The following is a 12,742-nucleotide window of genomic DNA, read 5'->3' on the forward strand; positions in this document are numbered from 1 at the left end:
TTGGTGCCCAGAGACGGAATCGAACCGCCGACACGGGGATTTTCAATCCCCTGCTCTACCGACTGAGCTATCTGGGCGTGGGCGCTATTAAACGGATTTTAGGGCAGGTGGTCAACGGGAAATTTCACTTTTCGTCTCGTTCGTCTCTTTTTTGCGCAGCATCACTCATTTTTATCACTTCTGTGGGGGAAGCCGCTCCCCGGCGGCCCCAGAGCCGGGATTCCTCGCCCCTGAGCAGGCGGGTGATGTTCTCGTGATGGCGAACCAGAATGAGGCAGGAGAGCAGGGAGACCGGCAGGGTATATTCCGGTTTGAGCAGGTAGGTAAAGAGTGGCGTCAGCAGCACGGTAACGATGGAGGCCAGTGAAGAGTAGCCGCTCACCAGCAGCACCAGCAACCAGGTGGCGATCGCGGCGCCCCCCATGGCAAAGCCGATGGGCAGCATGGTGCCGAGCGCCGTGGCGACCCCCTTGCCGCCCCGAAAGTGGAAGAAGATGGGATACATGTGACCCAGACAGGCGGCGACACCGATGAAACCGAGATAGACGGGCTTGATCTGCAGATACCAAGCGAGATAGACGGGAGCCATGCCCTTGAGCACGTCGAGCAACAGGACGATGAGTGCCGCCATGCGCCCACCGAGGCGCAGCACATTGGTCGCCCCCGGGTTGTGGGAGCCATGGTCGCGGGGATCCGGCAGACCCGTGAGGCGGGAAACCAGCACGGCACTGGACAGCGAGCCGCCCAGATAGGCCAGAATAATCATCAAAATCGTCAGGGCCGTCATCTTGGTCGTTTTTACCACGATATGAATGGGGTATGATGTGGGCCACATTCTCTGGTCTGGGCTTGCCCGAAAGCGTGTCGCCCAAACCGGCCGCCAGCGGCAATCGGCTTGCCAGGCCTGCATCCCTGCGCTGTTTTCACAGCTCATCAAGAGTAAAGAAGAAGTACTGTCATGGACAAGGTGTTTATTCGCGGACTCGAGGTTTTGACCACCATTGGGGTATATGAGTGGGAGAAGGGCATTCGCCAGAAGCTCTGTTTCGATCTCGAGATGGGGTTCGACAACCGACCCGCCGCCGCAACCGACGATATCAATCTGGCGCTGGATTACGCCACCCTCTCCCGCAAGATCTGTGATCACGCCCAGAGCAAGGTAGTGGAGCTGGTCGAAACCATGGCCGAGCAAGTGGCCGCCCTGGTGCTGGACGACGAGCGGGTGCAGTGGGTCAAGGTCACCCTGACCAAGCCGGGCGCTGTACCCAATGCCGCCGGGGTCGGGGTCGAGATCCTGCGTCACCGCACCCCGGCCGCGAGCGCCAGCTGATGACCCGCATCTATATCAGCCTGGGGTCGAACATAGAACGGGAGCACCACATCCGAGCCGGACTCGACGCCCTGCAGGCGGAGTTTGGGCAACTTGCTGTCTCCAGGGTATTCGAGAGCGAGGCGGTGGGCTTCAATGGCCGCCCCTTCTATAACCTGGTGGTCGGCGCCGACACTGACCTGCCGCTGGCGACCCTGTGCCAGCGTCTGCGTGCCATGGAGTTCGCCCACGGCCGCGAGCCGGATGCCAAGAAGTTCGCCCCCCGCACCCTGGATCTCGATCTGCTGCTCTATGGCGATCTGGTCTGCGAGGCACCCCTGGTACTGCCCCGCGGCGAGATCCTCACCAACGCCTTCGTGCTCTGGCCGCTGGCGGAGCTGGCCCCCGCCCTGCGCCATCCCGTCGATGGCCGCCCCCTGGGCGAGCTGTGGCATATCTACGACAAGGCCTCCCAGCGGCTCAGCCCCATTCCCTTCCACTGGGATGCGGTCGAACTGCAGCCGCACTGATCGACAAGGGCACCTCGGTGCCCTTGTCGCTTATCCGCCATCAGAAAGGATGATTGGGCCCGGGCCGGAGCGGCTGGCAGCATGACCCTGACACAGGAGACCCCCATGCCACTCGACACTATCCATGACTTCAATTGCCGGCTGCTGGCCGAGCTGCCCCACCAGCGCTATGAGCACGAACCCATCCTCGATTACGCCACCGACGAGCGGGTCAAGGCCCGCCTCGGCTGGCAGGCGGAGTTCAGCAAGACCCTGTTTCTCAAGTTCAAGGATGGCCGCTTCGCCCTGTTGCTGACCCACAGGGAGGGGCGGCTCGACAGCAAGGCGGTCAAGGCTATCCTCGGTGCCAAGCCCTCCATCTGCAGCGCCGAGGAGATGCAGGCGCAGATCGGCTGCCTGCCGGGGGCCGTCTGCCCCTTCCTGCCCCACGCCGATATCCCGCTGCTGGTGGATCCGGCCCTGTTGGCCCATCACGCTTTCACCTGGACCCCGGGCCACCCCGAGCTGACCTTGCTGCTGGCTACCGAACATCTTGCCAGCCTGCTGGCGCGTCTGCCCTGCCAGGTCAGCTACCTGCCCGCCCAGGCCTGACATCTACCTCTGGCTTTTACTCCCTGCTCTCCTTCCTCGCCAGTTGGGCAAAGATCAGCACCGCCAGCATGGACATCAGACCGATGCACAGATAAGTGAGGTGGAAGCCGCCGAGCCAGCGCTCGCTATCCTGGGCCGGCAGTCCGGCGGAAAAGAGCCCGAGCAGGCTGGCGGCGATGGCCACCCCAAGACTCATGGAGAGCTGCATTACAACCGACAACAGGCCGTTGCCACTGCTGGCGTGCTCGGCGCTCAAGTCTTGCAGTGTAAGCGTGTTCATGGCGGAGAACTGCAGCGAGTTGATGGCGCCGAACACCGCCAGCCAACCCAGCAACACCCCGTAGGGCACCTGGTTGTCGATGAGGGAGAAGCTGGCGATCATGGCCCCGAGTGCCATGGTATTGCCGATCAGGATGCGGCGATAGCCGATGCGCGGGATCAACCTGTTCACCAGCGTCTTGGTCAGCATGGCCCCCAACACGGTGGGGATCATGGTCATCCCCGCCTTGCTCGGCGAGAAGCCGAGCCCCAGTTGCAGAAACAGCGGGGTGAGGAAGGGCATGGCACCGCTGCCGAGGCGGGCAAACAGGTTGCCCCAGATGCCGATGGCGAAGGTGCTGGTCTTGAACAGCGCCAGACTGAACAGCGGCTCCTCGGCATTGGCGGCATAGAGCCAGTAGCTGGCCATGGCGGCCAGACCGAACAGCAGGGCAAACAGCGCCCAGCCGGTGGAGATGCTGTGCTCCCCCAGCCCCTGCAAACCCACCGACACCAGCACCATGCCGGCGCTGAACATCACAAATCCCTGCCAGTCGAACGTGGCCGTGCCTTGCCGCAAGTCCGGCATGAAGTACCAGCTCGCGATAAAGCCGAGTATTCCCACCGGCAGATTGATGAGAAACACCCAGTGCCAGCTCGCCACTTCCACCAGCCAGCCCCCCAGGGCCGGGCCGATCAGCGGCCCCACCAGGCCGGGAATGGTGACGAAGGACATCACCCGCAGCAGTTCGTGCTTGCTGTAGACCCGCAGCACGGCAAGGCGTCCTATGGGCATCAGCAGGGCGCCGCCCACCCCTTGCAGCACCCGGGCAGCCACCAGCATCGGCAGGGTGTTCGCGGCCGCACAGGCGAGCGACCCCAGGGTAAACAGCAGGATGGCGGCCAGATAGATGCGGCGAGTGCCGAATCGGTCCGCCAGCCAGCCGGAAGCGGGAATGAGCAGGGCCACTGTCAGCATGTAGGCGATCACCACCGACTGCATCTGCAGCGGGCTCTCCCCCAGGGTCTCGGCCATGTTGGGCAAGGCGGTGTTGAGGATGGTGCCATCCAGCGTCTGCATGAAGAAACCGACCGCAGTCAACCAGGGCAGCCATTTGCGTTGGGCAGGGGTCACCATCTGTGCGCTTTCAGGCATGAGCTGTCACCTCTTCTTCAGATAGAAAAAGACCCGCACTCAGGTTTGCAGACTGGGCGGGTCAGATCAGCATATCAGGCATCCGGCTGGCCGAGCATGGCCCTGAGTTGCTCTTCCAGGCTGGGCTCCGGGGCCTTGAGAGTCTCCATGAAGAGTCGCTCTATGCCCGCCTTGTCCTGACTCTTCACGATGAACACCAGCCTGGACTGGGCTTTGCCCTCCGGCCACTCCCCCAGCGCCTGCAACGGATAGAGCTGGCCGTGGACGCCGTGGATCACCACCGGCTGGCTCTCTCCCTCCAGCTGCAAAATCCCCTTGAGCCGCAGCAGGGCGTCGCCATACCGCCCCTGCACCGCATCGATGGCAGCCAGCAGGCGGGACGGCTTGAGCGGCTCGCCGATGCGCAGGGAGAAGCTCTCGATGTTGCCATGCTCGAAATGGGTCGGCGCAGCGGTACCCACCTTGGCAGCGAACGGCTTCATCTTTGGCTGCATCGGCGAGGCCAGCCCCTGCTTGGGGGCTTCTGTGCGCAGCCAGGCCAGCAGCTGGCGCATGTCACGCCCCGCCGCCTCGTTGTAGGCGCCAAGCTTATCCAGCACCGCTGGCGACAGCTCGCCATTGGTTACCTGCTGGATGGGGGCCGCCGGGTTGAGGGCCGCCAGCTGGCTTTCGACCCGAGCCAGCTGCTCGCCGTCCACCAGATCCCCCTTGCTCACCACCAGCAGATCCGCCAGCGCCACCTGCTTGACCGCCTCGTATTGCTGGCCGAGCTGCTGCTCGATATGACCGGCATCCACTACTGTGACGGTGCCATCGAAGCGGTAGCGCTGGGCGATAAAGCCCTCTTCGCGCAGGGTAAAGAGCACGGGAGCCGGATCCGCCAGACCGGTGGTCTCTATGATGAGTCGTTTGAAAGGCTTAATTTTCCGTTGGATAGCCTTCATAAACAGCCCCTGCAGCGCCTCCACCAGGGAGCCCTGCACCGAGCAGCAGATGCAGCCGGAATCGAGCAACACCACCTGCTCATCCACCTGTTGTACCAGGTGATGATCCAGCCCCACCGAGCCGAACTCGTTGATCAGCACCGCGCACTCGCCGAGCTCCGGCTGCTTGACCCAGTAATTGAGCAAGGTGGTCTTGCCGCTGCCGAGAAAGCCGGTCAGCAGGGTCACGGGGATTCGGGTGTCTTGCATATCTGTCATCTCGATGACTCCCTTCTGAGCGGCAGGGTGATGAGTACGCGGGTGTCTTGCATGTCGGTCATGTTCAATCCTTACCGGTTGGCAAACAGCTCGCCGAGCCAGCGATTCTCGAAGCGGCCGAGGGGGTCGAGCTCGGCCTTGAGGGCCAGGAAGTCGTGCCAGCGCGGCAGCAGGGCCGGGAAGTCATAGAGATCCATCGCCAGGTGCTTGCCAAAATGCGGCGTACCGCCGAGCGGCACCAGCAGTTGTTGCAGCTCGCGCATCTGCTCCATGGAGCCCCCCACGAAGGTGCCGTCCGCCGCCAGATAGACCAGGAACCCTATCCAGCAAACCGACTTGCCATAGGCGGCGCTGAGCCAGGCCTCGGAGGGGCCGGTGCAGCGCAGGATAAAGGGGTAGTGCAGCGCCCCCGGGTTGCGCTCCTGCCAGTGCTGCAGGATCGCCAGCGCCTCCTGCATGCGCTCGAGGGGCACGGCTACCTCGCAGTTGATCTGGGGCGCCGGTATCCCCTTGCAGAGGATCTGGTAGACGTTGCCCACCAAATCAGAGGCATCCTTGAAGCGGCGCACCGTCTCGAAATGCTCACCGCAACGCCCCTCGTCCTTGGTGTCCAGCGCCATCTTCTGCAGGGTGGCGTCTATGGTGTCATTGAGTGCGGCGCTCATGGCGCTGTCAACGTCTCCCTCCAGCAGCAGCGGCTCGCTGCCACCCGCCCGATAACGGGCCACCTCCTCCTCGGAGGCGGGATCCACCAGCCAGATGTGGCTCTCGCCGGTCCAGGCGAACCACCAGCTCTTCACGAAGCCGTGCTCGCGGTTCAGCCGCTCGTTGTGTTCCAGCAGGAAGGGATAGTCGGTGGTGAACTTGGTGCAGCGCATGATGCGGTTTGGCACTGTGCGAAGGCGCACATCGAGCAGCACGCCAAGCATGCCCATGCCCATCACGAAGGCACCGAAGCGTGGATCCGTGCGATCCACGCCAATGATCTCCCCGTTGGCCAGCATCACCGTCATCGCCTCCACCGCATCGCACAGGGCGGACTGGTGCAGCCCCTGGCCGTGAGTGCCGGTGCTGAGCGCCCCCCCCAGGGTCTGGATGCCGATGACGCCGGGGGACGCGGGCAGCATGCGATCCATGGCGATGAGATCCCCATAGACGGTATCGAGGGGCGTACCCGCCTGATAGGTCACCGTATCGGCGGTTTTGTCCAACTGGCCGCGCAGGTGGTGCAAGTCCACCAGCAGCGCCTGGCTGCCCTCGGCATAGACGCTGTGGATGGGTTCGAAGGAGAGGCCGGAGCCGATGAGCCGCAGCTTGCGCTCGGGGTTTTCCCGCAGCAGTTGCTGCAGTTCGTCACGGCTCTTCGGGCGCCACACCTGATCCAGAGCGCCGAGGGGATTGGTCCTGGACCAGTTGAACAGCACCTCCCGATTGCCAATCGCCTTGATGCTGTGAAATGTCTGGAACCTGACCGTCATACCGCGCCTCATCTGACTTCAAAATGAGCGGCAATTCTACCGAAAAGCGAGCGCCAAGGCATGAAAAACAAGCCCCTACAGTCGAGGGTGGATAAGGGAGCCAGCCCCCTCCCCCTCAGCGCGAGGGCTGGGTCAGCGCCAGCAGCATGCCGAATCCCACCAGCAGACCACCAAAGATCCGATCGATCCAGTGGCGCACCGCCAACAGGCGGGACCGTACCGACGCGCTGGAGAAGAAGAGCGCCACCGCGCTGAACCAGAGGGCGTGGGCCAGCACGATGAAGGCGCCGTAGCCGAGCTGGACCGCCAGTGGCGTCTGCGGCTGCACCACCTGCATGAAGAGGCTAACGATGAAGATGGTGGTCTTGGGGTTGAGCACATTGGTCAGAAAGCCGGTACGCAGCGCCCCCAGGCTGGAGAGGGCTGGCTGACTGGCCAGCTCCTCCCCGGTCTCGGGCTGGGCCCGCAGCATCTTGATGCCGAGGAAGATGAGGTAGGCCGCCCCCGCCAGCTTGATGAGGTTGAACAGCCAGAGGGACTGCTGGATCAACAGACCCACCCCCAGCAGGGTGTAGCTCACGTGGACACAGACCCCGGCCGCGATGCCGAGCGCCGTCAGCACGCCGGTACGACGGGAGAGCAGCAGGCTGTTGCGCGACACCATGGCAAAATCCGGGCCCGGGCTGATGACGGCAAAGAAGGTAATGGCCACTACGGCTAACAGTTCGGTCATGAAAATAGTCCTGATCACATGGGATATCGGCTATTTTATTTGGAAATAACCCCCATGACGAACGATGATTTCTGACATGAACGGTGAGAAAAATTCACATAAAACCCTCTCGCTTCCCTCCCTGACGGCCCTGCGCTGCTTCGAGGTGGCTGCCCGCACCGAGCACTTCGGTCGCGCCGCCGACGAGCTGCACCTCACCCATGGCGCCATCAGCCGGGCGGTGCGCCTGCTGGAGGAAGACCTGGGAGTCAGTTTGTTCGAGCGGCGCCAGCGCCGGGTCTTCCTGACCGAGGCGGGCGACCGGCTCTATCAGGCGGTCAGAGAGGGGCTGGGCCAGATCCGGGAGACGGCCCAGGCGCTGCGCCAGCAAAGCCGCCACCAGTCGCTGGTGCTCTCCTGCGAGCCGACCCTGCTGATGCGCTGGCTAATCCCGCGCTGGCCCGCATTTCAGGCCCTGCACCCCGAGCTGGACGTCCATCTGATGGCGGGGGGCGGCGCCCTCAGCTTTGGCAGCGGCATCGATCTCGCCATCCGCCGCAATGACTTCGACTGGCCCGAGGATCTGCACAGCCAGCTGCTGTTCGAGGAGCTGACCGGGCCTGTCTGCCAGCCGGGCAAGGTGGCGCAGTTCTTCGCGCAAGAGGAGGCCGGCCTCGCCCTGCACCATGCAGCCCCCCGCCTGCACACCAAGACGCGCCCGGACGCCTGGCAGGCGTGGCTGCAACATGCTGGCCAACCGGCAAGCGACGAGGGGGCCGGGCAAACCTTCGAGCACTTCTACTTCAGCCTGCAGGCAGCGGTGGCGGGCCTTGGCGTCGCCATCGGCCCTTACCGGCAGGTGTGTGATGACCTCGAGGCCGGCCTGTTGGCGGCCCCGCTCGGCTTCATTCAGGACGGCACCGGCTACCATCTGCTCGCCCCCGCGCCGCCCGAACCCGGCAGCGCCCACGAGACCCTGGCGAACTGGTTGCACGGTCTGGTGCGCTGAGCTGCATCAAGCCTGGGTGGCGCGCTCGACGGCGGGAGTGTATCTCTCCGCCGTCGTCAGTTTCCGGCAGAACTGGCGCAGTGGCATGGGGCGGGCGAACAGGAACCCCTGCAGATACTGAACCCCCTTGCCCCTGAGGTAGGCGGCCTGTTGCTCCGTCTCCACTCCTTCGGCTACCAGGGAGAGGCCCAGCCGCCGACCGAGGTCGATGACGTTGTCGACGATATGCTCGGACAGCGACTCGGTCCCGATGCGACCGATGAAGGAACGATCGATCTTGAGATAGTCCACGTGGAACTGTTGCAGGTAGTGAAGGCTGGAGTGACCGGTGCCGAAGTCATCGATGGAGAGCCGCACGCCCATCTCGTCGAGCTGGCGGAACAGGGAGAGCGTCTGCGGATTGGTCACCAGCAGCTCCCGCTCGGTGAGTTCCAGCACCAGCACCACCCGCCCCGGCACAAAGTGCGCGAGGAAGGCGCGACACTCCGCCAGCAGGGAAAGATCCCGGCAGTGGGCGGCGCTGATGTTGAAGCTGATGTGAAAAGCGTCAGGCAGCCGGGTTTGCACCTGCTTCAGACGCTGGGCCACGACCTTCATGAGATGAGTGGTCATGGGCACGATCAGCCCAGACTCTTCCGCCTGGGGGATGAAGAGATCGGGGCGGATCAAGCCAGATCTCGGGTGGCGCCAGCGCATCAGCACCTCCGCTCCTACCATCCTGCCGTCGTCGCTGGCCATCAGGGGTTGCAGGTAGGGGACAAACTCCCCCGCCAGCAGCCCGCGCCTCAGCTCATCCGTCTGGGAACCCGGACGACCCAGCACCCACCATACCAGCAGTGCGAGCAACACCGAGGTCCCTGCCAGCCACAGCAGGGCCAGATGACGAGCCTCCCACAGGGTGTGCCAGTAGAGCGGCATGGCATAGCCTGCATGGATGGCGAAGGGGTAGCGGTGAGAGGAGAGTTCAAGGCTGATCTTGCTGTACAGCCTGGGGGGCTGGTTCTGGTGATGTCCGGATTCATCGATCCAGTCCGACTCCACCTGCAGGAACAGCTCGCTGGTATCACTGCTCATGGCGAGCATGAAGCTGAGCTGGGTGCTGTCGATGGCGCTCAGCGCCACATCGTGCCCGCGCTCATGGCGCACCACCAGCAGCGGATGATCCAGGCGCACCTTGTTGCCGTTCATCAGCAGCAGCTTGTTTCCGGTGTAGATAGTGCCGTCATCCACTTCATGGACGGGGCCAAACAATGAAGAACAACGGATCACACCACCGCGCGCCAGGTTGACTGAGCGCAGGAAAGGCTCGAGGGCCACTCTCTTGCGCAGCAACAGCAGATTGTCGACGCAGGGGCGGTTCACCAGCGACAATGCCTCCAGATTGGCCTGTTCGGCCTGATCCAACATGCGCTCCAACAAGGTCTTGGCCTTGTGGGCAGAGGCGCTGGCGTCCGCCTTCAACTCCTGCTCGTAGCTGCCGTGTACCATCCAGCCTCCCGCCAGCAATGGCAGAGTCAATACCAGCAGGGTGCAGCCAAGGCGCCATCTCGTACGGGCCAGATCAATCCGGAACAGAAACATAGAAACCACGCCGCAATTCGCAGGCTTGCCCCGGCAAGCGCCACAGTGAAATAACGCCCACTTCACACAGAAGACAATGGGACCATCCAGGCCAGACAACCTAACGCAGCGCACTGGTAAATGCATCGACGACGCAGTGGCGGGAGATTGGCTGCCCATTATTGCGCAACCGCCATAAATGGAAAATGCCGCGTAGAGACGCGGCATTGTTTATATCGGGTGGAGAGTCCAACCAGTCAGTCCTTAGACCGCCTGTTGCAAAATCACCGCATCGGCTTTCTTGGTGTAAGAAGCGATCTCGTTGAAGTTGAGGTAGCGGTAAGTATCTGCCGCCGTGGCATCCAGGGTCTTGGCGTACTGCAGGTACTCCGCCACGGTCGGGATCTTGCCGATGATGGCGGCAACCGCAGCCAGCTCGGCGGAGGCCAGATAGACGTTGGCGCCCTTGCCCAGACGGTTCGGGAAGTTGCGGGTGGAGGTGGAGACCACGGAGGCCCCTTCCGCCACGCGCGCCTGGTTGCCCATGCACAGGGAGCAGCCCGGGATCTCGATGCGGGCACCGACCCGGCCGAAGATGCCGTAGTAGCCCTCTTCGGTCAGCTGATCCTTGTCCATCTTGGTGGGCGGGGCGATCCACATACGGGTCGGCAGCTCACCCTGATACTTCTCGAGCAGCTTGCCGGCGGCGCGGAAGTGGCCGATGTTGGTCATGCAGGAACCGATGAATACCTCATCGATCTGGCTGCCAGCCACGTCGCTCAGCAGGCGAGCGTCATCAGGATCGTTCGGCGCACAGAGGATGGGCTCCTTGATGGTGGCCAGATCGATCTCGATGATTTCGGCGTACTCGGCATCCTTGTCCGCTTCCATCAGCACCGGGTTGGCCAGCCACTCTTCCATCCCCTTGATACGACGGGTGATGGTGCGCACGTCGCCGTAGCCTTCGGACAGCATCCATTTCAGCATCACGATGTTGGACTTCAGGTACTCGATGATCGGCGCCTGATCCAGCTTGATGGTGCAACCGGCGGCGGAGCGCTCGGCGCTGGCATCGGCCAGCTCGAACGCCTGCTCCACCTTCAGGGTCGGTAGACCTTCGATCTCGAGGATGCGGCCGGAGAAGATGTTCTTCTTGCCTGCCTTCTCGACGGTCAGCAGCCCCTTCTGGATGGCGGCGTAGGGGATGGCATGAACCAGGTCACGCAGGGTGATGCCCGGCTGCAGCTCGCCCTTGAAGCGCACCAGCACGGATTCCGGCATGTCCAGCGGCATCACGCCGGTGGCGGCGGCAAAGGCCACCAGACCGGAGCCCGCCGGGAAAGAGATCCCGATGGGGAAGCGGGTGTGGGAGTCACCACCGGTACCCACGGTATCCGGCAACAGCATGCGGTTCAGCCAGGAGTGGATGACACCGTCACCCGGACGCAGGCTCACACCGCCGCGGTTCATGATGAAGTCCGGCAGGGTGTGGTGGGTCTGCACGTCGATGGGCTTGGGATAGGCCGCGGTGTGGCAGAAGGACTGCATGGTCAGATCGGCGGAGAAACCGAGGCAAGCCAGATCTTTGAGCTCGTCGCGGGTCATGGGGCCAGTGGTGTCCTGGGAGCCGACCGTGGTCATGCGAGGCTCGCAGTAGGTGCCGGGGCGAATGCCCTGCACGCCGCACGCCTTGCCCACCATCTTCTGGGCCAGGGTGTAACCCTTGCCGGTGTCGGCCACCGGTTGCGGGCGACGGAACACGGTAGAGAACGGCAGGCCCAGGGCCTCGCGGGCCTTGTCGGTCAGGCCGCGGCCGATGATCAGCGGAATACGGCCACCGGCGCGCACTTCGTCGATCAGCACCTCGGTTTTCAGTTCAAAGCGGGCCAGCACCTCGTCGGTGCCGTGACGGGTGATCTTGCCCTCATAGGGGAAGATGTCGATGACATCGCCCATCTCCAGTTTGGAGACGTCCACTTCGATGGGCAGGGCGCCGGCATCTTCCATGGTGTTGAAGAAGATGGGGGCAATCTTGCCGCCGAGGCAGACGCCGCCGGCGCGCTTGTTCGGCACGAACGGAATGTCGTCGCCCATGAACCAGAGCACCGAGTTGGTGGCAGATTTGCGGGAGGAGCCGGTACCGACCACGTCACCGACGTACGCCAGCGGGAAACCGGTCTGCTTGAGCTCTTCGATGGCCTTGACGGGGCCGATGACGCCGTCCTTGTCCGGGGTGATGCCGGGACGGGCGTTCTTCAACATCGCCAGGGCATGGAGCGGGATATCGGGACGGGACCAGGCATCCGGTGCAGGGGACAGATCGTCGGTGTTGGTCTCACCGGTCACCTTGAACACGGTGACGGTGATCTTCTCGGCCAGGGCGGGGCGGTTCAGGAACCACTCGGCATCGGCCCAGGATTGCAGCACCTGCTGGGCGTGGGCATTGCCCGCCTTCGCCTTCTCTTCCACGTCGTGGAAGGAGTCAAACATCAGCAGGGTGTGGGAGAGGCCCTTGGCAGCAAGAGGAGCCAGCTCGGCGTCGTCCAGCAGATCGATCAGCGGCTGGATGTTGTAACCACCCTGCATGGTGCCGAGCAGCTCGACCGCTTCGGCCGCAGTCAGGATGGGAGAGTGAGCCTCGCCCTTGGCGACGGCGGTGAGGAAGCCGGCTTTGACATAGGCCGCTTCATCAACACCCGGGGGAATGCGGGAGGACAACAGTTCTTTCAGAAAATCATGTTCACCGGCGGGGGGGTTCTTGAGCAGTTCAACCAGGGCGGCGACCTGCTCTGCATCCAGAGGTTTGGCAACCACGCCCTCGGCGGCACGTTCTGCGACGTGTTTACGGTATGTTTCAAGCACGACTAATTCCTCTTTGGTCTTTTTTTGGGGTTCGCCCAAGCTCGCGGCGATCGTCCTTGCGGGACACCCGTAGGG

At 63.3% G+C, this 12,742-nt stretch carries 11 protein-coding genes and 1 tRNA gene; 4 read left to right on the forward strand and 8 right to left on the reverse strand.

Features of this window, described 5'->3' with window-relative positions; translation table 11 throughout:
- Window position 1: 1 nt before the first annotated feature.
- Both PG898_RS16030 and plsY read right to left on the reverse strand, forming a co-directional pair.
- Window positions 2–77 (reverse strand) — tRNA-Phe (locus tag PG898_RS16030).
- A 47-nt stretch (window positions 78–124) separates the two neighbouring features.
- Window positions 125–787 carry a glycerol-3-phosphate 1-O-acyltransferase PlsY gene (gene plsY, locus PG898_RS16035; RefSeq protein WP_041204917.1) on the reverse strand — a complete coding sequence of 221 codons (663 nt, stop codon included), beginning with the start codon at window positions 785–787 and terminating at the stop codon, window positions 125–127.
- Between the two features lie 171 nt (window positions 788–958).
- Between plsY and folB the strand changes: the two genes are divergently transcribed.
- The 3 genes from folB (at window position 959) to PG898_RS16050 (ending at window position 2,430) form a co-directional block, all read left to right on the forward strand.
- Window positions 959–1,330 carry a dihydroneopterin aldolase gene (gene folB / locus PG898_RS16040; RefSeq protein WP_042648152.1) on the forward strand — a complete coding sequence of 124 codons (372 nt, stop codon included), beginning with the start codon at window positions 959–961 and terminating at the stop codon, window positions 1,328–1,330.
- Complete coding sequence (folK, locus tag PG898_RS16045) at window positions 1,330–1,839, forward strand: 2-amino-4-hydroxy-6-hydroxymethyldihydropteridine diphosphokinase (protein WP_043128600.1); 510 nt, start codon at window positions 1,330–1,332, stop codon at window positions 1,837–1,839. The genes folB and folK overlap by 1 nt, the downstream gene beginning before the upstream one ends.
- A gap of 105 nt (window positions 1,840–1,944) precedes the next feature.
- On the forward strand, window positions 1,945–2,430 hold the full coding sequence (locus tag PG898_RS16050; protein ID WP_041206799.1) for a YbaK/EbsC family protein: 486 nt from the start codon (window positions 1,945–1,947) through the stop codon (window positions 2,428–2,430).
- A gap of 16 nt (window positions 2,431–2,446) precedes the next feature.
- Here PG898_RS16050 and mdtD read toward each other — a convergent pair whose 3' ends face one another.
- The 4 genes from mdtD to PG898_RS16070 form a co-directional block, all read right to left on the reverse strand.
- Window positions 2,447–3,844, reverse strand: coding sequence for a multidrug transporter subunit MdtD (gene mdtD, locus PG898_RS16055; protein ID WP_270824593.1), 1,398 nt, complete (start codon window positions 3,842–3,844; stop codon window positions 2,447–2,449).
- 74 nt (window positions 3,845–3,918) lie between these two features.
- A complete protein-coding gene (locus tag PG898_RS16060; RefSeq protein ID WP_270824594.1) occupies window positions 3,919–5,046 on the reverse strand; it encodes a CobW family GTP-binding protein in 1,128 nt (375 codons plus the stop codon).
- A 71-nt stretch (window positions 5,047–5,117) separates the two neighbouring features.
- Window positions 5,118–6,524: a D-arabinono-1,4-lactone oxidase gene (locus PG898_RS16065; protein WP_270824595.1), complete on the reverse strand. Its 1,407-nt coding sequence runs from the start codon at window positions 6,522–6,524 to the stop codon at window positions 5,118–5,120.
- A 115-nt stretch (window positions 6,525–6,639) separates the two neighbouring features.
- Window positions 6,640–7,257 carry a LysE family transporter gene (locus PG898_RS16070; RefSeq protein WP_161507554.1) on the reverse strand — a complete coding sequence of 206 codons (618 nt, stop codon included), beginning with the start codon at window positions 7,255–7,257 and terminating at the stop codon, window positions 6,640–6,642.
- Between the two features lie 76 nt (window positions 7,258–7,333).
- Between PG898_RS16070 and PG898_RS16075 the strand changes: the two genes are divergently transcribed.
- Window positions 7,334–8,245, forward strand: coding sequence for a LysR family transcriptional regulator (locus PG898_RS16075; protein ID WP_161507555.1), 912 nt, complete (start codon window positions 7,334–7,336; stop codon window positions 8,243–8,245).
- Between the two features lie 6 nt (window positions 8,246–8,251).
- Here the strand turns inward: PG898_RS16075 and PG898_RS16080 are convergent, their stop codons facing one another.
- Complete coding sequence (locus PG898_RS16080) at window positions 8,252–9,826, reverse strand: cyclic diguanylate phosphodiesterase (RefSeq protein WP_270824596.1); 1,575 nt, start codon at window positions 9,824–9,826, stop codon at window positions 8,252–8,254.
- 243 nt (window positions 9,827–10,069) lie between these two features.
- Complete coding sequence (gene acnB / locus PG898_RS16085; RefSeq protein ID WP_042648144.1) at window positions 10,070–12,667, reverse strand: bifunctional aconitate hydratase 2/2-methylisocitrate dehydratase; 2,598 nt, start codon at window positions 12,665–12,667, stop codon at window positions 10,070–10,072.
- Between the last annotated feature and the right edge of the window lie 75 nt (window positions 12,668–12,742).

Source organism: Aeromonas sp. QDB31, assembly GCF_027707605.1.
Taxonomy (GTDB): Bacteria; Pseudomonadota; Gammaproteobacteria; order Enterobacterales; family Aeromonadaceae; genus Aeromonas; species Aeromonas media.